Origin of the sequence: Streptomyces sp. AV19 (genome assembly GCF_015999245.1) — a bacterium.
In the GTDB taxonomy this organism is placed as follows: Bacteria; Actinomycetota; Actinomycetes; order Streptomycetales; family Streptomycetaceae; genus Streptomyces.
In genome coordinates, this window is sequence record NZ_JAEAMR010000008.1 from 1 (window position 1) to 19,585 (window position 19,585).

Genomic DNA, 19,585 nt, shown 5'->3' on the forward strand with positions numbered 1-19,585 from the left:
AACATCACCGGTGACAACAAGCCTGCCTATGTGACAACTATCGTGCTTCGGCTCATCAGGCCGCCGAGCCTCTCACGGCTCGGCGTCTTTCAGAACGAGACGTCGATGTAGTCGATGTCGGTGAATTCGACTTCCAGCTGATCGGCCCGGCGCCCGCCGTCCTTGAAGTAGATCTCCTGCAGCCCCTCGGCGATGATCGCGCGCATCCGCTGATCGTCGGCGCCCCGTTCCCGGGCGTCGAAGAGGTGGCGGGCGTACTCCGGGGGGAGGTGGATGGTCAGGCGCCGGAGCCGGCCGTCGTCGGTGGTGCCGACCGGTGCGGTGTAGCCGAACCGGGCCCGGGTCTCCACCGTGATCCCGGTGCTGGTGGCGGCCTGCTCGCGCCGGCGCCTGCGCACCTGCGGCTGCCAGCGGGCACGGACGGCGGCGTCGATCCGGTCCACGATCTCCTGCGGCGGGTGTTTGCGGACCCCGCGCCGGTAGCGGTTGACGGAGTCGGCCGTGACACCGATCTCCCGCGCGACCGCCTTGGCCGTCTTCAGATGCTTGATCAGGAACCGGATGCGGGCCTGGACGGACTTGGGCGGCTCGCGGGTGAACGCCTCCCGGTCGGCCCGGTCGATGGCCTCGTCGATGTCCCCCACGGCTACTCCCCTTCGTCCAGCGACGCGTCATGGCCGTCACCCTTGATGTGGCGGGCCGGGTTCAGGCCCTGTTCCATCAGGTCGACCGCCCAGGCCATCTCCTGGACGCCTTCGACCTTCGCCAGGCCCGGGGTGGACCCGAGACGGAAGGCGCCGGGCTGCGGCTTGCCGGAGGCACTGTAGGGCAGGAAGTCCAACGGCGAGCGGCCCGGCGAGGGGTAGACGACGCAGTCGGACAGCACGGCCAGCGGGTACAGGCCGGTCATCTTGGCCATGTTGAGCATCTTGCGGTGCATGTTCACCCGCGCCTTGCTGATGACCGCGGCACGGATGTCCGGGCGCCAGGTCGGACGCTCCAGGGCCGGCCACCTGTCACCGTCCTTGTAGTGACGGCCCTGCGGGCGCTCGCGGAGCTTGCCGACGCCGCCCTTGACGGTCGCCTTGATGGCGGCGAGGACGGCCGCCAGGCCCGGGTCGGCCTGCTTGTGCCGCTCCATCGCCGCGAGGAACCGGTGGTCGTCCAGGTCCTTGGTGACACCCAGATCGGCGAGGGTGTCGACGTACGCGGTCTTGAGCCGGTCGTGCCACGGGTCCAGGTACGCCCCGGTCTCCCGCCGCAGATATGCCTCGGCCGGGGCGACGTTGTAACCGAGTTCCTGGGCGTAGGCCACGGTGTGCGTCTGGTACCAGGCCGGACCCGACGGACGCCGCCCGGACGGAGTGAACGGCGACGGGAGGCGCGGGTCCGACTCGACGTGGGACAAGTCCACCAGCCAGGAACCGGGGACCTTCTTGTCGAACACCGGCCGGGTCACGTGTTCCGGGCCGGACAGGCCGACCACCAGGCGGGACGCGGCCGCGAGGAACGCCGTGTTCAGGTCGAGCCCGACGGCGAAAGGCAGCAGGCACTCCTCATCGGAGAGCAGGTCGACGTCGCGCACCCACTGGTACGCCTCCTCGTCCAGGAAACCGTCCGCCCAGCCGGAATTGACGACCACCGGATGCTCCGGGGTGGCCTCCGGCGGAGCCGGATCGACCGGCTCCGTGCCGAGGCTTCCGGGGTTGCGGCCGGGGACCCACTGGCCGGTCGCACGGTCCTGCACGGCCCGGGTCGGGGGGCGCAGCGCGGTCATCAGCTCCAGGCCCGACACGGCGGTGGAGCCGCGCGGGGTGATGACGCGCCGGGCGTAGACGCCCAGGGCGCGGGCGATGTCGGCCGGCTCCATCTCCGCGACGCCCGGCCAGGACCGCGTGTCCAGGGCGTCCCAGGACAGGACGGCGAGCTGCACGCACTGGCGCTGATTGCCCTGCATGGGACGGTAGACGCGCGCCCACGGGCCGAACCCGCGCTGCGTCAGCTTCCACTTCGCCTTCGCGATCTGCTTGACCACGGGGTGATCGTCGTCCAGGCGCAGGGAACGGCGCTGCTCGCGGCCTTCCAACCGCTCCGGCAGGCCGAGCTTCACGGCGGCCGCCGCGGTGAGCGCGATCAGCGGGTCGCTGTCGCGGCCGTTGCGGTGCAGGCGCGGCGCGCCGATCCCGGACTCGCCGAGCGTCCACTCCACCAGCTCCGGAATCGTGGTCGCCGGGCAGTCCAGCACGATGCCGTCGGCGCCGTACCCGGATCCGTCGCCGTCCAGCACCGCCAACGGCCCGTGCGGGAACGGGCCGTTGGCGACGGCCTGGGCGGCGCGCTTCCTCGCGGGGTGCTGCGGCGTTGTCGCCGGGCGGGCGGCCCGGGGCTCCGTCGGCTGCGGGGCGGCGGGCGCCTCGACGGCGGCTGCTGTCTCCGTCTCGGGCGCGGGCGGGGCCGGGAGAGCCTCCGGGACCGGCTGCGGCCGCGGTACCGCCGGGGCGGGGGTGGTGGGGGTGGTATCGGGCTTCGGGAAGCGTGCGGCCCAGCCGTTCAGCAACCGCTGGTACGCCTCCAAGCGCGGCGGCTTCGGCTCGGAACGGCCGTTCTCCCAGTTCTTCACCGACTGCGTCGACGACTTCAGCGCCTGCGCGAGGCGGGCCTGCGTGATGCCCGCGGCCTCGCGCAGCCGGGCACGCTCGGCCGGGGGCGGGAGCTGCGGCTCCTCCTCCAGCAGCGCGTCGACGGACGCGAACAGCTCTTCCTCGGTTGCCATGTCCCTTACCTCCACCTTGGACATTAGCAGCCTTTACCCTCGGGTTTAACCCACGCTTTTAACCCGATTGAATGCCCGTGACGGGGCACTGTGGAGCTTGCGCGCCAGCCGGACGATCACCAGGGCGACGGTCGCGGCGATGACCGTGAGCACGATGGTCATCGCCTCGCCGAGGCCGAACACCGCCCCGGAGTTGCGCATCACCCGCAGTTCCGGCCAGGAACCGAGCAGTTTCACGGAGGCGCGGTTCTCCGGCTCCGCGACCACGGCCAGCTCGCTGTACAGGTAGACGGAGACCGCCACGGCCAGCAGTGTGGTCCGCGCCCGCATCAGCAGGATCGAGCGGCCTCGCGGATCCGGCCACCGCGCTTCGTCGAACGGTTCGGCACGGAGCGGGAGTTCGCCGCCCCCCTTGATCGGCCGCCCGCGCCACCGGTCTTCCGCCCGGGCGGCCGAAGTCTGCGGGAGGACGCGGCGCACGACGCGCCGACGCAGCCCCCGCGGTTCAGCCGACCTTCAGATGCGTGACGGCCGTGGTGTGCCGCAGGCCCCCGGCGAGGACGCAGTCCGTCGGGAGGCTTCCGGGGATCGTCCGGATCGCCTTCTCCGCGGCGGAGCCCTTGCCTCGTCCCTCGGTCACCACGCCGTGGAGCGTCGCGACGTTGAAGCCCAGGACACGGGTGGAGGTGCCAGCCTTGTACACGATCACCGATGTGCTGCCGTCGCTGTAACGCAGCTTCTCCACCGACTGGTTGGAGGCGAACAGCAGGCACGTTCCCGGTGTGGTGCCCTCGGTGTGGTACGGGGCCGTGACGACGTGTCCCGAGGGGTCGGTGCAGCGGTAGGTGCCGTCGACGGTCACGGAGGTGGGCTCGGAGGACAGGCCCAGTCCGCCGTAGGTGATGCTCTCGTGGCCCGTGCAGTCGAAGGGCGACGGGTGGCCCGCCTGTGCGGTCGGCGCCCACGCGGTCGTCGCGGCTACCAGGGCGATGGCGGACAGGACAGCTCTCGTACCGCGTCTGCGGGTCAACGGGTCCCCCTCGTTTGCTCGGTGGCCGAGGCCGGCGCCTTGCGAAACCTTGGCTACCCCTGGGAACCGCCCGCTCCACCGCTTGTCGCCGGCCGCCCGAAGCACCGCTCACCGCAGCGCGGGTTCACACGTCTTCCGCGCCCGGCGCATCACCCGCCGCTTCACGCCCCGGGAACCCCCAGCGCGTCCGGGCCGGCCGTTTCACAGCCAGCTGACGCGGGCGTCCGTGATGTCCTCCTCGGCCCGGCCGGCGGGCGGACGGGCCAGCTCTCCCTTGGCCACGCCGTCGAGCAGCCTCCGTACCGCCGCCATGATGTCGGGGACGGCGTCGCGGAGGTCGGCGGCGTCGTCCGGACCCGCCTCGGAGGCCGGGACGCCGGCCTCCGCCAGGAGGGTGTCGAGGTCCGCCAGCCTGCCGGCCACCCAGCCCAGCGGCGCGGCGGAGAGTTCGTCGGCGAAGACGCGCTCGCCGGGCTCCCAGCCGTCGAACCCCGGGTGGTGGTGCGCCCGGTCCAGGCTCCCGGACGGGCCCGCCGCGGACTCCAGGAGGTCGGCGCGCCACACCGGGCGGTCGATCACGACGGGCCGGGACGCGTAGATGCTTCCCGGCAGCTCCCCGGGCCGCAGGACGCGGACCTCCAGGCGCACTCCCCGTTCGGCGCCCTCCTGCCCCGGGATCGGGTCGGGGTCCACGAAGTACAGGTCGCTCGCCACCACGCCGATCCGCTCGAAGCCGAAGGCGTACAGCATGTGTCCTCCCGGGTGTCCCGACGGAACCGCCGTTCCCAGGGTGGGGCGATGCGCGCTGGTGCGCCAGAGGGTCCCCACGGCTGGCCGAATTCGTTCGACCCGGCCTGACCGAGGACGAACGCGCGGTCTTCACCGCTCGAGAGCCGTGGGCGGGCATCACTTCGTGGCCACCGAGCGGCCGGCCGACGCGGCCGCGGACATGCGCGCGTTCTTCGCCAGGGCCCGCTGAGCCGGGCGCGGTCGACGGTCCGAGGCCGGACAGCCGAGTGCCGGGTGGGGCGGCACGGCCTGGAGCGGCCGGTGTGCGTTTGCGGGCTTCCCGTCGGCGGCCCAGCCTGGTGGTGAGGCATTCGTGTGAGGGGATCCGCTCATGGCCCTCCTCCGAGGGAAAACCGTGCTGGTCACCGGTTCGTCCAGAGGAATCGGCGCACCGGGGTGACCGTGGTGCCCGTGTTCGGCGTTGCCGACCGTGCGCCGGGACGGACGGGACCGGTTCCGGTGTCGTGTTCCCACGTCCGCGGGCCGTCCGGCCGCCGCCTCGGGCCACCGGCTCCCCGAGGCCGGGACGACAGCCCTCCGGACCACGCGCGGAGCCGGCTCCGCACCACTTCGTACCGATCCCGCAGGAAAGTTCCGCATCGACCGGCGGCCGCGTTCCGCGGCGCGACGCGGTGAGGAGGAAAGACCGTGACCGGTGTACTGAACGGCAGGACCGCCATCGTGACGGGCGCGTCCGCCAACCTGGGACAGAAGTTCGCCACCGTGCTCGCCCGCGACGGCGCCGACGTGATGGTCCACTACAACAGCGACCACAAGCGCGAGCAGGCCGGGCAAGTCGCCGAGGAGCTCGGCGGGTTGGGCGTGAAGGCCGCCACCTGGCAGGGGGACCTGACGCACGTGGACCAGGTCACCGCCCTGGTGGACGCGACCCTCGGGCAGTTCGGGCGGTGGGACATCCTCGTCAACACGGCCGGGATGATCGTCCGCAAGCCCATCGCGGAGTTCACCGAGGACGAGTGGGAGCGGATGTTCGCGGTCAACGCGAAGATTCCGTTCTTCCTGATGCGGGAGGCGGCCACGAAGATGGCCGACCACGGCCGGATCCTCAACCTCATCACGACGATCGTGGCGGTCACGGCCCCGACGTACGGCGGCTACGCGGGCAGCAAGAGCCCCGTGGAGCACTACACCAAGTCGCTCGCCAAGGAGATCGGAGGCCGCGGCATCACCGTCAACTGCGTGGCTCCCGGTCCGCTGAAGACCAGCTTCTTCTACCCGGCCGAGACGGACGAGAACATCGCCTGGCTCAAGAGCATGAGTGTCAACGGCGACATCGGCGACCCCGACGACATCGTCCCCGTCGTCCGGTTCCTCGCCTCGCCCGAGGCGAAGTGGATCACCGCGCAGACCGTGTACGCCAACGGCGGCCTGGTCGGCACCGCCAGCTGACGGCCCGAGTCGCCACCGCCGGTCGAAGGAGACGTCCCATGCGCATCGACGTCCACGCCCATGTGTGGACCGAGGAGTACCTCGACCTCCTCAAGGGGTACGGGAAGACCGACACCGCCTTCCATCGCGGCATGGGGGCGGGGCTCGGCGAGCAGGAGATCGAGGCGCGGTTCGCGCTCATGGACTCGGCGGGCGTCACCCGGCAGGTGCTCTCGGCCGCTCCGCAGTCGCCGCACTTCGCCGACGCGCGTCACGCGCTGCACGCGGCGCGGTTCGTCAACGACCAGTACGCCGAGACCGTGACGCACTGGCCGGAGCGGTTCCAGGCGTTCGCCTCCCTGCCCTTTCCCCACACCGACCTGGTGCTGGAGGAACTCGCCCGGGCGCTGGACGAACTGGGCCTGCACGGGGCGTGCGTGACCACCTCGGTCCTGGGCAGGTCCCTCGCCGACCCCGCCTTCGCGCCCGTCCTCGCCGAACTCGACCGCCGCGGCGCGGTCCTGTACATCCATCCCGCCGGGTGCGGCGCCGGCAGCCCGCTCGTCACGGACTTCCACCTGACCTGGTCCGTGGGCGCGCCTCTGGAGGACACCGTCGCCGTCGCCCACCTGATACGGGCCGGGATCCCCGGCCGGTTCCCCCGCGTCAGATTCGTCGCCTCCCACCTGGGCGGGGCGCTGCCGATGCTGCTCCAGCGCATGGACAACCAGTACGCCTGGGAGTGGCAAGCCCCCGACGTCCCCGAGAAGCCCAGCGCGACGGCCCGTCGCCTGTGGTACGACAGCGTCGGCCACGGGCACGCTCCCGCGCTGTGGGCGGCGGTGGAGTCCCTCGGCGCCGACCGGATCGTCCTGGGCACCGACTTCCCCTACGAGAACGGGGACCTCTTCCGCACCGCCGTCGCCTACATCCAGGACTCCGGCCTCCCGCCGGGCCAGGCGGCGAAGATCCTGGACGTGAACGCTCCGGCGCTGCTCGGCCTGACCGTCCCCGGGTGACGGGTCAGTGGGGTCAGTGGCCGGGGTCGTCGCGCAGTGCCTGCGCGTATCCGGCCAAGGACCGGTTGTAGCGGGGCAGGTGCCTGGACAGGGCGTTCAGCGCCAGGGCGACGGCCTCGCGCTCCCGCCCGCTGTCCGCCAGCGCCAGAGCGAGGAACGCGTCGACGGCGTCGCCCAGGCCCGCCGTGGCCTCGTCCAGCGAGGCGGGGTCCGCCTCGCGCTCGGCCGAGAGCAGGGCGACGCTCCGGCCGGCCCGGCCGAGGTTGCGGAGGGTGCTGGCCAGTTGGATGACGGCGCGGCGACGGCGGTAGCCGGTCAGGCCCGCCTGGAGCGCCTGCCGGTACAGGGGCGCCGCCGCGTGGGGTTCACCGGTGCTGTCGTTCGCCGATGCGAGCTCGAAGAGCGCGACGGGGTGCCGGCCGGCAGCTCGGCGGCCAGTTCCTCCATCAACGCGCGGAAGCCCTCCGGCCGGTGGTCGTCCAGGCCGGCCCAGAGGGCGGCTGCTCGGCGCTCCCAGTCCGGGGGCGGTGGTGTCGTCATGTCTCATCTTCTCCCGGGTCCGGCCGCCCGTGCGGTCCGGGCTGTTTCGTCGGCACCGGCTCGACGAAGACGTCGTCGCAGCCGCCGCAGCCCATCCGGACGGCCGGCTCCAGGCCGTGCAGAGCATGGGCCGGTCCGGTCTCCCGCGCCGGCTCGGTACGGATCGTCTCCGCGCGATCCGGCTCCGGGAAGCACCGGAGCACGTCTTCCTCGTGGACGGATCGGCTTGGCGGAGATCCGGTCGGCGGGCGTCTCCCACCAGCCCCCGCGGAACTGCTCGGTGACAGGCCTGCGTTCCCGCGTCCCAAGCCCCTGGAGGCGGTGGTTTGCCGTCCGATCCGTCCGGCTCATTCCTCACAGGACACGGCAGTCGCCTCCGCCAGCCGGCTCACAATCTCCTCGGTGCGCAGGACGAGCGCGAATCCCTTGCGCAGCACTGCAAGTTCCGGTTCCTGGCGGGACTCGTCGTCGGTGGCCGTGGCGTCGGCGCCGAACACGACGTGGTAGCCGCGCTCGTAGGCCTGCCGGGCCGTGGTACCGCAGCAGTAGTTGGTGAGCGTTCCGGTGATGATGACCGTGTCCCGGCCGAGGTTGCGCAGGATCGTGTCGAGAGGCGTGTCGTAGAAGGCGCCGTATGACGGTTTGCGGATGAGGATCTCGTCACTGCGGTGGCCCATCTCGTCCCACACCTCCGCCGGTGCCGGCCGGCGCCACTCCGTGTCGGCGTGCGGCAGGTGGCGCAGGGCGTGGGGGCGGTCCGGGCCGAGGTGCGTGTCGTCGAAGACGGTCCGGATCACCGGGACGTCCAGCTCCCGGCAGTGGTTGACGAGCCCGCGCAGCCGGGGCGCCATCCTGGTCGCGGCGGGCACCCAGTACGGGCTCCGGCCCGGGCGCACGAACTCGTCCTGCATGTCGATGACCAGCAACGCCGCACGGTCGGGACGGACCGGGAACAAGGCCCGTCCCTCCGCGTAGGCGGCTCTCGCCCTCCGGGTCACCCACTCCTCCGTGTACGGCACGCTGTCTCTCCCCCCACGGATGACTCGATTCGGAAGGTGTCGATGAGCGAGGGACGATAGCAGCGCGCCGGAGTCGAGCGCGTTGGGTTTTTCGGCTCAAGCCACCTTGCACGGCGGGAAGTTACCCCACCTCGACCCTCGACCTCCGCTCCAGCGCGTTCCAGGGCACACAGCGCACCGTGAAGGCCACCCGCAGGAAGGGAGGGGCTCGGTGCGGCGATGGACCGGGGATTGGTTCTCGATTGTCCGGAGCGGGTGGCGGGCGTTGGTGATGCTCGGTTTCACCAGTGGGTTCGTGCCCGTGGTTCCGGAGGCCGCGTGTCCGTTGTGCGGCGGGGGCGAGTGGCCGAGGGGGCGCGGTACGGCGCTCAAGTGATGCTCGAGGGGGCGCGCGCATGCTTGTTCGTCAAGCTGCCGGAACGATTCCGCACAGCAGGGGGCGTGGTGTTCGAAGCTGAGGATCTGACGGAACTGCTGTTGGTGCGTGGCGAGGAGTGGGCCGGGCGTGAGGCCTGCGGGTCGGCGACCGTGCCGGGGCCGTTGCAGGGGACATAGCGGACGGGGACGCGCGGCACCCCGCCCGGGGCGAGGGCCTCGGCCGACTGCATGCTCGGGGGGCAGGGGTCGATCGTCACCGTGCCGTGCAGGTCGACCCCGTCGAGGCCGTGGCGGGCGCAGAGCGGTGCCATGACCTCCTGTTCGAGGTCCGCCAGGGCGGCCCGGTACATCAGGTCGGGGCCCCAGGGGAAGCGTGCGGCGGGGATGCCCAGGACGGCCGCGGCCAGGGGGCCCGCGTACTCGGTCGGTTCGAAGACGACGAGGTCGGGGCGCCAGCGGCGGGCGTGGGAGACCAGGTCGTCGGCGATCGTGGCGGCGAGTTCGGCGAAGAGGCCCAGGGCCCGCGGGCGGCGGTCCCCCGCGGCCGGGGCCGGCCCGCGGCCCGGGATGTAGGTGCGGATCCGGGCGAGGGCGTCGACGCCGTCGTGGCCCAGGGCGACGGCCGGCAGTCCGCAGCCGGTGGCCGCGGCGGCCAGGGCCGGGGTGCCCGCGACCCGCACCTCGTGCCCGGACGCCCGCAGGGCCCAGGCGAGCGGCACCATCGGGTAGTAGTGGGTGGGCCAGGCCCAGGAGGTGAAGAGGACCTTCATCGGCCGCCGGCTCCTTTCGCCAGTCCGGCCAGCTCGCGGGAGGCGGTCATGTCGTCGTCGCCCGGGAGGGGCGGCAGGGTCCCGGCGACGGCGGCGGTGCCGGCTCCGCCGGGCTCGCGCCGGGCGCGCAGCAGCGCCAGGGTCCGGCCGGCGTACTCGGGGGTGCAGAAGACCCGGAGCGCGAAGACCACGTCCGAGCGGTGTCCGTCCGGCGGGTCCGACGGGTCGGGAGAACCGGGGTGTTCCGGGGGGACGGGGTTGATCGCCATGCGCATCTGACATGCCTTTCCGGTGGGCCCGAAGGCGGTGGAGGGCGGGCCGGTGCTCCGTGCGCGGGCCGGTCCGAGGTGCCGCATCGTCGGCACCCCGGCTCGAGAAGCCCTTGAGGGCCGGTGGGTCGATCCCCCGGCTCCCGTCTCCCTGCCGGGACTTGAGCCCCGCTCGACGTGCCGGTGCGACGTTTCCCGGCGCCGCGACGGGCGGCGGGAACGGGAGACCGGGAGGTGGTCATGGACAAAAACGCCGATCGCGGGCCGGTGTTCAGGGTGATGCTGAGGATGGACATCGCGCCGGGCCGGGAGCGGGACTTCGAGAGGACGTGGGAGCGGGTCGCGCGGCGGATCGCGGCGGAACCCGCCAATCTGGGCCAGGCCCTGGCCCGGGACGTGACCGAGTCCGGGGTGTACCACGTCGTCAGCGACTGGACGGACGAGCCGGCGTTCCGGGAGTTCGAGCGGAGCGAGGCCCACGCCGGCCACCGGCGCCGGCTGCGGCCGTTCCGCCTGTCGGGCCGGATGTCCGTCACCCGGATCGTGTACGAACTGGGCGGCGGCTGACGGGTTTTCGTCAGGTCCGCGACGCGGCGGCCGTCCGGGCGGAGGGCCCGGCCGGGTCGTCGGCGAGCCCCCCGGCCACGGCCTCGCGGCGCCAGGCCAGGGCGGCGCCGACGGCCAGGGCCGGTGCCGCGAGGCCCAGGTAGTAGACGGGGGCGGGCACGACGGCCGTCAGCCGGACCAGTTGGGCGCCGGAGCCGCCGCCGAGCGCGGCGAACAGCCAGAGCAGGCCCAGCGTCTGCGCGAGGAACGGCTCGGGGAGGATGTGCGCGACGGCCGCCACGCCGACGGCCGCGACGATCAGTTCGCCGCAGGCGTGCAGCAGGTACGTCACCAGGAGCCAGACCGGGGAGACCCGCTCTCCCCCGGCGGCGAGCGCGGCCGCCAGTGACATCAGCAGGAAGCTGGTGCCCACCAGGAGCAGACCGGCCGCGAATTTCAGAGGCACGGCGGCCGGGCCCCGCCGGCCGGCGCGGGGCAGGAGCCGGGCGAACAGCGGGGCCAGCAGCAGGATGTAGAGCGGGGTCGCGGCCTGGAGCCAGCTGACCGGTGCGGTGAAGCCGAGGATCCGGCGGTCGGTGGAGTCCCGGGCGAAGAGGGTCAGGGCGGATCCGTTCTGGGCGACCAGCAGCCAGAACAGGGCCGATCCGAGGAAGATCCACAGAGCGGTGCGCAGCCGCCGCCGGTCGGCGGCGGTCAGCCGGGGGTTGCGGTACAGCGTCAGGTAACCGGCCACCGGCAGGACCGCGGTGAGCAGCCCCACCAGCCTGATGGCGACGGAGGGGGTCAGGGCCCCGGTCACGATCCCGCCCGCCGCCGATGCGGCCAGGAGCACGGCCGCGAGCGCGGTCCCGCGCAGGGCTCTGCGGACGGCGGCGGGGGCGGCCGGGCGGCCCGGGCGGTCGCCCGTGCCGTCGAAGTGCCGCCCGCCGAGGGCGGTCCGCACGGCGCCCAGCGTCATCGCGAGGCCGGTCAGGGCGAATCCCAGGTGCCAGTCGACGCGTTCGCCGAGGAAGCCGGTGGCCAGCGGCGACAGCAGGGCGCTGAGCTGGATCCCGACGTAGATGAGGGAGATCCCCGCCTCCAGCCGGCCGCGGTCCCTCCCGGACATCTGGCCCAACAGGGCCTGGAAACCGGGCTTGTAGAGGCCCGTGCCGATCGCGAGCAGGATCAGCCCCGGCGCGGTAGGCCAGGCGGCGGGCACCGCCAGCGCGGCGTAGCCCGCGGCGACGGTCGCGGAGCCGAGGAGCAGCGTGCGACGGGAGCCGAGGAGGCGGTCGGCCACCAGGCCGCCGGGCAGGCAGAGCATGAAGGAGAGGCCGACCCAGGAACCGAACAGCGCGGCGGCGTCGGGTTCGGCCATGCCCAGACCGCCCTCGTCGCGCGGGGCCGCCGCGTACAGCATGAGGATCGCCTGCGTGCCGTAGAAACCGAAGCGTTCGAGCAGGTCGCTGACGAAGAGGGCCCGGAACCACGCGGGCCGGGCCCCCGGGCGCGGGCCGTCGGTGCCGGAGGTGCGGGGGAAGGTGCCCATGGCCGTTCTCCATGCCGCCGGGTTCGGGTGCCGGGTGTCGTCACCCGTGGTCCGAGGGTGGGGAGGGGGCGTGGAGTCCGGCTGGAGGAGGGCTCGACCCGGGGGTGGCGGCGGCCGGACGGCCCGTGGGCCGGGCCGTCCGGTGTGCGCGCCGGCGCTACGGCACGCGGGGGCGCGGGATCACGGGTTCGGCGGTCCGTCGCAGCTCGACCGTCCGGGCCGGTACGGGGATGCGGATGCCCTCCGCGGCGTACCGCTGGTGGAGGCGTTTGATGAACTCGTGCTTGATGCGGTACTTGTCGCTGAACTCGCCGACGCCGAGGATGACGCTGAAGCCGATGCGGTGGTCCCCGAAGGTGTGGAAGCGGACGGCCGGTTCGTGCTCGGGGTCGGCGCCGCCCACGGTGCGCATGACGTCCTCGGCGACCTCGACGGTGACGCGTTCGACGTGCTCCAGGTCGCTGTCGTAGGCCACGCCGGCCTGGACGGTGACGGACAGCTTCTGCTCGGGGCGGTTGAAATTGGTCATGTTGGTGCCGGCGAGCTTGGCGTTGGGGATGATGACCAGGTTGTTGGAGAGCTCCTCGACGACCGTGTTGCGCCAGTTGATGTCGACGACGTAGCCCTCCTCGCCGCTGCTGAGGCGTATGTAGTCGCCGGGCTGGACGGTCTTCGAGACGAGGATGTGGACGCCGGCGAAGAGGTTGGCGAGGGTGTCCTTGAGGGCGAGGGCGATCGCGAGGCCGCCCACGCCGAGGGCGGTGAGCAGCGGGGCGATGGAGATGCCGAGGCTTTCCAGGATGACGAGGAAGCCGATCGCCAGGACCATGACGCGGGTGATGTTGACGAATATCGTGGCCGATCCGGCGACGCCGGAGCGGGACTGGGCGACGCTGCGCACCAGGCCGCCGGCGACGCGGGCGGCGGCGAAGGACACGGTCGCCATGACGCCGGCCGTCAGGATCTGGTTGACGGTGTGTCCGACGGCGCGGTTCAGCGGGAGGGCGGCGGCGGCCGCCGCGATGCCGGCCGCGACGGCGGCCCAGGGGGCGACGGTGCGCAGGACGTCGACGATGACGTCGTCCCCGCTCCACTTGGTCCTGCGGGCCCGTTCGCCGAGCCAGCGGAGCACCACCCGCAGCACGAGGGCCGCGGCCAGGCCGGCGGCCACCGCGATGCCGGCGCTGATGACGTCGTGCAGTGCCAGGTCCCGGCTCATCGGTGTCCCCCCTCCGTTCCGGAGAACGGGGCGGCGGCGCCTTCGGCCGCCGGAAGCCCGGAGTAATGGTTCGTCACGTGTACCTGCCTGCCTGTCCCGTGGGATCACGATCGCGCCGGGCATCGATCCGCCCGGCGCGCGAAGTCATCCTGCACCACGCACGGTGCGCCCTCGCACCGCCGGGTGCCCTTGTGCGCGGGGGATGTGGCGGCTTGTCAGGTTTGTACGGCTTCAGCGGGCGGGCACCGATGGTCCGTTCCCGGCCATCGCACCACCTGTCGGCCCGTCGTGGCAGGTGACCGGCCTAGTCTCGGGTCATGACCAGACTCCTGCGTACGACGGCAGCCGCCGCTCTCGCCCTCTGTGCCGCGTTCGCCGCACCCGGCGCCGCGCTGGCCTCGCCCCACGCCGCTCCCGGAACCCGGGTCCGGGCCGCCGCCGCGGCCGAAAGCGCCCAACTGCCGCGCGCCACCGGCCCGTACGCCGTCGGCCGCACCTCGCTGCACCTGACCGACCACGGCCGCAAGGACCCGTGGGTGCCGGAGGCCGGTGACCGCGAGCTGATGGTCGACGTCTTCTACCCGGCCCGCCGCGGCACCGGCACGCCCGCCCCGTACGCCACCACCGAGGAGATACGCCAACTGCTCGCCTCCCAGGGGCTGGAGAGCGTCCCGCCCGAGGCGATGAGCCGGACGCGGATCGACAGCCGCGTCGGCGCGCGGCCGGCCGGCGGCCGTCATCCGCTGGTGGTCCTCTCCCCCGGCTTCACCGTCGCCCGGTACACGCTGACGGCCCTCGCCGAGGAGCTCACCAGCCGCGGCTACGTCGTCGCGGCCGTCGACCACGCCTACGAGGCCGTGGGGGCCGCCTTCGGCGACCGCGTCCTGCCGTGCGCGGCCTGCGAGAAGGCGAAGACGCCCGAGGCCTTCCATAATCTCGTGACGGGGCGCGCGAAGGACGTGTCCTTCGTGCTGGACCGGCTGACCGGTCCCCGCGCGGCCTGGCCGTACGCGCGGATGATCGACGAGAAGCGGATCGGGATGGCCGGCCACTCCATCGGCGGTGCGGGCGCGGCGGCGGCGATGGCCGCCGACGGCCGGGTCCGGGCCGGTGTCAACATGGACGGCGCCTTCCAGGGGGCCGTTCCGGCCGGCGGCATCGGCGGGCGTCCCTTCATGATGCTCGGCACGGACGACGCGATGCACCGGCCCGGCGGCCAGGACACGTCCTGGGACGAGACATGGCCCCGCCTGGGCGGCTGGAAGCGGTGGCTGACGGTCGACCGGGCGGACCACTTCACGTTCACCGACGTCCCGGTCTTCGCCGAACAGGTCCTCCCGCCGTCGTTCCCCAGGCCCGAGCTGTCGGCCGACCGTTCGGTGGCGATCACCCGCGCGTACACGGCCGCCTTCTTCGACCGGCACCTGAAGCACCTGCCGCAACCGCTCCTCGACGGCCCCTCGCCGGCCAACCCCGAGGTGCGCTTCAACAACCCGCTCAACACCCCGTGAGCGGCCCGGCGTAGGTGACGAACCGGACGCCCGGCCGGAAGCCGGCCCACCGGTACAGCCCCGGCGCCCCGGTCGGGCTCTCGGTGTCCACGACCAGTTCCGCCCGGTCGTAGCCGAGCCGCCGGGCCTCGTGGAGGGTGTGGGCCAGCAGGGCGCGGGCGGCGCCCCGCCCGCGGTGGGCGGGGCGGGTGCCGAGGAAGGCCAGGGTGCACGCCCTGACTCCGGTGGCGGCCGCGTCGGCGGCGTACTCGTCCGTGAGGAGGTACGCCGCCACACGGCCGTCGGGTTCGAGCAGGAGCGCCGAGAGCTCCGGCCGGAAGGAGTGGCCCGCCGGGCCCCAGGCCCGCCAGTCCTCGGGGTCGGCCCCGGTGAAGTCCCAGTGGTCGGTGAACGCGTCGTTGTGCGCGAGGCGGGTCGCCTCCTCGTACGCCGCGGTGTAGGGCACAAGGCGCAGCCCGGCGGGGACGGCGGCGCGGGGAACGCCGCCGGGGCGGAGGTCGTGGGTCATGCCGGCCCAGTGGCGGCAGGGGGTGAACCCGGTGCGCCGGGCCAGTGCCGCCAGGCCGGTGTTGGTGGCGACCCCGGACAGGAGCAGTTCCCCGGGGGCGTCGAAGCCGCGCTCCGCGTGCACGGCGCGGGCGCGTTCGCGCATCCAGCGGATCAGTTCGCCGCCGACGCCGTGGCCCCGCCGGGCCGGGTCGACTTCGGCCGCGGCCTCGAAGCGCACGACGTCCCGCACGCGCTCGGGCGCGTACAGCGTGGCGAAGCCCACCAGTTGTGCGCCCTGCCACGCGCCGACGGCATCGGTGGCCAGGTCGAGCTTGGGGTCGGTGAGCTCCGAGCGGATGTCGGTCTCGTCGAAGTGCATGCCCGAGCGGTCGGCGCGTTCGGCGGCGGCGCGCAGGGCCGTCAGGGCGGGGACGTCCGACAGGGTCAGGGCGCGCAGGGCGATATCCATACTGAAGGGTACGAAATGGTCGGCGCGGGTGGGACACCGGGGTCCCCGTTCACCACTCCACGAGCAGCCGCGCCGGGGCGATGACGTTGATCCCCGGTTCGTACACCCGTGGCTGGTCGGGGACCAGGCGCAGGCCGGGGCGGTGGCGCAGGAGGGTCATGGCCGCCGTGCGGACGGCGGTGCGGGCGAGGGTGGCGCCGAGGCAGTAGTGCAGGCCGTGGGAGAAGTGCAGGCTGGCGCCGAGGCGGGGGCGGGCCGGGTCGTGGTCGTCGGGGCGCTCGAAGCGCCGCTCGTCGCGGTCGGCGGAGGCGATCATGGCCCACAGGGCGGCGCCCGCCGGGATGCGGACGCCGCCCAGTTCCGTTTCGGCGGCGGCCGTGCGGAACACACCGAGGGCGGGCCCGGAGCGGCGCAGGCTCTCGGCGAAGTACCCGTCGAACAGGGCGGGTTCCGCCAGCAGCGCGTCGCGGCGGCGGGGGTCCTCCAGCAGTTCGCGGCACAGGACGGTCAGGGCGTAGCCGGTCGGGCCGATGCCGGCGGTGACGATGTCGAAGCTGATGAGGCTGATCAGTTCGCGCTCGGTATAGGCGCCCTGGGCGGCGAGGTGGCTGATGAGGTCGTCCCCGGGCCGGTGGCCGCGCTCCCGTATGAGGGCGGCCAGGTACGCCTCCCACTCCTGGACGTCGCGGGCGTAGGCGAGTTGGCGGTCGGGCGGCGGGCTGCCGAAGAAGAACTCGCTGACGGCGCGGTGGTAGCGCAGGACGCGGTCGTGGTCGTCGTCGGGGAATCCCGCCAGGGCCATGACGAGGGCTACGGCCATCGGCCGCGCGTAGTCGGCGACGAGGTCGGCCGGGGGCGCGCCGGGGAGCCGGGCGGCGCAGTGGTCGGCCATGTCCCGTATCCGGGGTTCGAGGCGGGCGACGCCCTGGGCGGAAAGGCAGGGGGTGACGGGTTTGCGCAGGCGGTCGTGGGTGGGGCGGCCGTCGAATCCCATGTTGGGCGCGGTGAACGTGGCGGTGGCGGCGAGGAGTTCGCTCACGTCGGGCGGGTAGGCGCCGAGGATGACGGAGCGGGTGGAGGCGGGGAAGAGCTCGGCGTCCTTGAGGATCCTGAGCACGTCCTCGTAGCGGGTGACGATCCAGACGTTGAGCTCCTCGCTGAAGAACACCGGTGCGCCGTCGCGGAGTTCCCTGAGCAGGGTGTGCAGTCCGGCAGAGGACGGTGCGAGGAAGGCCGCGGACACCGCGGCGGACGACAGGGCCGGGCAGTGGGTTCCCTCGTGGTGGTCGGTCCGGTCGGGCATGGTGCGGCCTTCTCCCGTTCGTGTGCTTCCCCCGTGACGAGGCGTCGCGGCAAGGCCGTTGACGCCTCCGGCCGCCGAGTCTCGCACCGGCCCGGGGCCGGGGAAGGGCGGGGACGGTCCGTGGCCGTGGCCGGGGGAACCGTTTTGGTGCGGACGGGTGCGGGGCACGGGCCACGGGAGGGGCGGGCCGTCCCGTCCGCCGGGCACGGCGTCGGCCGCGCGCCCCCTGCCGTCGGGGGCGCTCCGTCCTCGTGCGCAGGACCGATGGGGGGCGGGTGCGGGACGGCCGGTTACGGCGTCGTCCGTAGCCGGCCGGATCGTTCCCGTCTCATCCGGCCAGCGGCAGGGACCGTTCGGCGGCCACCGCCCGGTCGCCGCGCAGCAGCAGGGTCACGACGGCGGCGGCGCCGAACAGGACGAGGGCGCCGGAGAACAGGGCAGCGTGGAGCCCGGAGACGAAGGACTGTTCCACCCAGGTGCGGGCGGCGGCCGCGGACGGGCCGGTGGCGGCGTCCAGGCCGGACGCGGCGCCGTGCCGGAGCACGGATCCGACGAGGTCGTGGGCGCGGCCCTCGGGCAGTCCGCCGGCGGTGGCCCGCTCGTACAGGGAGGTGTGCATGCGGCCGGTCAGGACGGCGCCGAGGGCCGCGACGCCGACGACGCCGCCCAGTTCGCGCAGGGTGTCCATCAGGGCGGAGGCCATGGCCGTCCGGTCGGCCGGGGCGCGCTGGACGACGGCGATGACGGCGGAGACGAAGGTCAGGCCGACGCCGGTGCCGAGGACGGGCAGCAGCCAGCCGTAGGAGCCGTAGGCGGCGTCGCGTCCGAGACGGCTCAGGCCGAGCAGGGCGACGGTGCACAGTGCCAGCCCCCAGATCAGCGGCAGGCGGGCGCCGTGGCGGGCGCAGAGGGCCCCGGCCAGGGGGGCGGTGAGCGCGATCAGGGCGGAGGCGGTCAGGAAGACCGCCCCGGCGCCGGTGGCGGACCAGTCGAGGATGTTCTGCAGGTAGAGGGTGAGGAAGAAGACGGAGCCGAACAGGCCGAGGCTGGCGGCGAAGCAGGCGGTCGCGGCGGCGGCCGCGACGGGGTCGCGCAGCAGCCGGACCTCCAGCATCGGGGCGGCGGCGCGTGCCTCGGCGACGGCGAAGGCGGGCAGGGCGAGGCCGGCCAGGGTCAGGGTGGCGAGGACGGCGGTGTCGGTCCAGCCGTCGACCGGGCCCTGCACGAGGGCGTACACCAGGCCGCCGAGTCCGGTGACGGCCAGGAGCTGGCCGCGGGGGTCCCAGCGGGCGGGTGCCGGGGGCACGGCGGGCAGGGTGCGCAGGGCGAGGAGGAGCACGGCCGCGCCGACCGGCAGGTTGATCCACATGACGCTGCGCCAGCCGAAGGCGTCGACGAGGGGCCCGCCGATCGTGGGGCCGAGGGCGACGCCGAGTCCGCCCGCGCCGCCGCGCACGCCCATCGCGCGGGTGCGGCCGCGCGGTTCGGTGAAGACGTGCCGCAGCAGGGCCATGCTCGCCGGCATCAGGACGGCGGCCCCGATGCCCTGGACGACGCGTCCGGCCACCAGCAGGGCCCATTCGCCGGCGAGCGCGCTGAGCGCCGAGCCGGCGCAGAAGGCCAGGACGCCGGTGACGAAGGCGCGCCGCTGGCCGAGCCGGTCGCCGAGGACGCTGCCGGAGAGCAGGCAGGCGGCGAAGGGGAGGGTGTAGCCGGCGACGACCCACTGCAGTCCGCTGACGCCCAGGCCCATCTCGGTGCCGATGCGGGGCAGGGCGTTGTTCATGGCGAGGTTGTCGAGCATGGCCATGAAGACCGAGCTGGAGACGACGGCGAGCGCGGTCGCGCGCCGGCCGCGGCGGCGCGCGTGGATGCCGCTCATCCGAGGGGGACCGGTTCCGTGCCGCCGGCGGTCCGGTAGAGGCGCAGGAGTCCGAGGTAGGTGCGGGTGGCGGTGACGATCAACGTCTTGTCCTCGTCGGTGAGTTCGCGCACGACGGCCGCGTGGGGGCCGGCGACGAGGGTGTTCGGGGGGACGCGGCGGTCCGGGGGGACGACGGTGCCGGCGGCGACGATGCTCCAGGGGCCGACGCGGGCGCCGTTCTGGACGACGGCGCCCATGCCGACGAGGACGTCGTCCTCCAGGTGGCAGCCGTGAAGGGTGGCGTTGTGCCCGACGGAGACGCGGGTGCCGAGGCGGACGGGGTAGCCGGGGTCGGCGTGGACGACGGTGCCGTCCTGGATGTTGCTCTCGGGGCCGATGTGGATCTCGTCGCCGTCGGCGCGCAGCACGGTGTGGTACCAGACGCTGGCCCGGTCGCCGACGCGGACGGTTCCGGCCAGGACGGCGGTGGGGGCGACGAACGCGGTGGCGGCGATGTCGGGCGGCGTTCCCAGGAGGGGGACGGTGAGGGCGGTGGTGGCGGGTGCGGTTTCCATGAGGTGCGGCTTCCCCGTGTCGCCCGCGGGGGCACCCCCGTTCGGCCGGCCGGGTGAAAAGGGCGGCCCCCAGGCGTGCGG

Annotated in this window: 20 protein-coding genes; 4 read left to right on the forward strand and 16 right to left on the reverse strand. The window is 73.6% G+C overall.

All coding sequences use genetic code 11. From position 1 onward, the window contains the following. Window positions 1-89 precede the first annotated feature (89 nt). From I5Q34_RS16165 to I5Q34_RS16185, 5 genes are all read right to left on the reverse strand, one after another. Window positions 90-644: an XRE family transcriptional regulator gene (locus tag I5Q34_RS16165; RefSeq protein ID WP_199892995.1), complete on the reverse strand. Its 555-nt coding sequence runs from the start codon at window positions 642-644 to the stop codon at window positions 90-92. Window positions 645-646: 2 nt separating this feature from the next. Further along, a complete protein-coding gene (locus I5Q34_RS16170) occupies window positions 647-2,773 on the reverse strand; it encodes a helix-turn-helix transcriptional regulator (RefSeq protein WP_199892996.1) in 2,127 nt (708 codons plus the stop codon). 45 nt (window positions 2,774-2,818) lie between these two features. Continuing rightward, complete coding sequence (locus tag I5Q34_RS16175) at window positions 2,819-3,103, reverse strand: hypothetical protein (protein ID WP_234429024.1); 285 nt, start codon at window positions 3,101-3,103, stop codon at window positions 2,819-2,821. A gap of 175 nt (window positions 3,104-3,278) precedes the next feature. Then, on the reverse strand, window positions 3,279-3,803 hold the full coding sequence (locus I5Q34_RS16180) for a hypothetical protein (protein WP_199892998.1): 525 nt from the start codon (window positions 3,801-3,803) through the stop codon (window positions 3,279-3,281). 201 nt (window positions 3,804-4,004) lie between these two features. Then, the gene (locus tag I5Q34_RS16185; RefSeq protein ID WP_199892999.1) at window positions 4,005-4,553 is read right to left on the reverse strand and encodes a hypothetical protein; all 549 of its coding nucleotides are present in this window, start codon (window positions 4,551-4,553) and stop codon (window positions 4,005-4,007) included. 687 nt (window positions 4,554-5,240) lie between these two features. Between I5Q34_RS16185 and I5Q34_RS16190 the strand changes: the two genes are divergently transcribed. Then, window positions 5,241-6,002, forward strand: a complete 762-nt coding sequence (locus I5Q34_RS16190) for an SDR family oxidoreductase (RefSeq protein WP_199893000.1) — start codon at window positions 5,241-5,243, stop codon at window positions 6,000-6,002. Window positions 6,003-6,040: 38 nt separating this feature from the next. After that, on the forward strand, window positions 6,041-7,000 hold the full coding sequence (locus tag I5Q34_RS16195; protein WP_199893001.1) for an amidohydrolase family protein: 960 nt from the start codon (window positions 6,041-6,043) through the stop codon (window positions 6,998-7,000). Between the two features lie 13 nt (window positions 7,001-7,013). Here the strand turns inward: I5Q34_RS16195 and I5Q34_RS16200 are convergent, their stop codons facing one another. The 5 genes from I5Q34_RS16200 to I5Q34_RS16220 all read right to left on the reverse strand — a co-directional run bounded on the left by I5Q34_RS16200 (window position 7,014) and on the right by I5Q34_RS16220 (window position 9,982). Further along, complete coding sequence (locus I5Q34_RS16200) at window positions 7,014-7,547, reverse strand: tetratricopeptide repeat protein (RefSeq protein ID WP_374193021.1); 534 nt, start codon at window positions 7,545-7,547, stop codon at window positions 7,014-7,016. Further along, window positions 7,537-7,743, reverse strand: a complete 207-nt coding sequence (locus tag I5Q34_RS16205) for a hypothetical protein (RefSeq protein ID WP_199893002.1) — start codon at window positions 7,741-7,743, stop codon at window positions 7,537-7,539. The genes I5Q34_RS16200 and I5Q34_RS16205 overlap by 11 nt, the downstream gene beginning before the upstream one ends. 144 nt (window positions 7,744-7,887) lie before the next feature. Continuing rightward, window positions 7,888-8,559, reverse strand: a complete 672-nt coding sequence (locus I5Q34_RS16210) for a cysteine hydrolase family protein (protein WP_199893003.1) — start codon at window positions 8,557-8,559, stop codon at window positions 7,888-7,890. Between the two features lie 368 nt (window positions 8,560-8,927). Further along, window positions 8,928-9,707, reverse strand: coding sequence for a hypothetical protein (locus I5Q34_RS16215; protein ID WP_199893004.1), 780 nt, complete (start codon window positions 9,705-9,707; stop codon window positions 8,928-8,930). Further along, a complete protein-coding gene (locus tag I5Q34_RS16220; protein ID WP_199893005.1) occupies window positions 9,704-9,982 on the reverse strand; it encodes a hypothetical protein in 279 nt (92 codons plus the stop codon). The genes I5Q34_RS16215 and I5Q34_RS16220 overlap by 4 nt, the downstream gene beginning before the upstream one ends. 234 nt (window positions 9,983-10,216) lie before the next feature. On the opposite strand from I5Q34_RS16220, the gene I5Q34_RS16225 reads away from it, so the two are divergent. Continuing rightward, on the forward strand, window positions 10,217-10,543 hold the full coding sequence (locus I5Q34_RS16225; protein ID WP_199893006.1) for an antibiotic biosynthesis monooxygenase: 327 nt from the start codon (window positions 10,217-10,219) through the stop codon (window positions 10,541-10,543). Window positions 10,544-10,553: 10 nt separating this feature from the next. Here I5Q34_RS16225 and I5Q34_RS16230 read toward each other — a convergent pair whose 3' ends face one another. Further along, window positions 10,554-12,074 carry a peptide MFS transporter gene (locus tag I5Q34_RS16230; RefSeq protein WP_199893007.1) on the reverse strand — a complete coding sequence of 507 codons (1,521 nt, stop codon included), beginning with the start codon at window positions 12,072-12,074 and terminating at the stop codon, window positions 10,554-10,556. A gap of 157 nt (window positions 12,075-12,231) precedes the next feature. Further along, window positions 12,232-13,293 (reverse strand): mechanosensitive ion channel family protein, encoded by a 1,062-nt coding sequence (locus I5Q34_RS16235; RefSeq protein WP_199893008.1) that lies wholly within the window; start codon window positions 13,291-13,293, stop codon window positions 12,232-12,234. Window positions 13,294-13,610: 317 nt separating this feature from the next. Between I5Q34_RS16235 and I5Q34_RS16240 the strand changes: the two genes are divergently transcribed. After that, entirely contained in the window at window positions 13,611-14,804 is a 1,194-nt protein-coding gene (locus I5Q34_RS16240; RefSeq protein WP_199893009.1) for an alpha/beta hydrolase, read from the forward strand. Here I5Q34_RS16240 and I5Q34_RS16245 read toward each other — a convergent pair. The 4 genes from I5Q34_RS16245 to I5Q34_RS16260 all read right to left on the reverse strand — a co-directional run bounded on the left by I5Q34_RS16245 (window position 14,791) and on the right by I5Q34_RS16260 (window position 19,504). Beyond that, a complete protein-coding gene (locus I5Q34_RS16245; protein WP_199893010.1) occupies window positions 14,791-15,762 on the reverse strand; it encodes a GNAT family N-acetyltransferase in 972 nt (323 codons plus the stop codon). The genes I5Q34_RS16240 and I5Q34_RS16245 overlap by 14 nt on opposite strands. Before the next feature lie 49 nt (window positions 15,763-15,811). After that, entirely contained in the window at window positions 15,812-17,065 is a 1,254-nt protein-coding gene (locus tag I5Q34_RS16250; protein ID WP_199893011.1) for a cytochrome P450, read from the reverse strand. 328 nt (window positions 17,066-17,393) lie between these two features. Next, the gene (locus tag I5Q34_RS16255; protein WP_199893012.1) at window positions 17,394-18,947 is read right to left on the reverse strand and encodes a DHA2 family efflux MFS transporter permease subunit; all 1,554 of its coding nucleotides are present in this window, start codon (window positions 18,945-18,947) and stop codon (window positions 17,394-17,396) included. Continuing rightward, a complete protein-coding gene (locus I5Q34_RS16260; RefSeq protein ID WP_199893013.1) occupies window positions 18,944-19,504 on the reverse strand; it encodes a gamma carbonic anhydrase family protein in 561 nt (186 codons plus the stop codon). Before I5Q34_RS16260 ends, I5Q34_RS16255 begins: the two co-directional genes overlap by 4 nt. Window positions 19,505-19,585 lie beyond the last annotated feature (81 nt).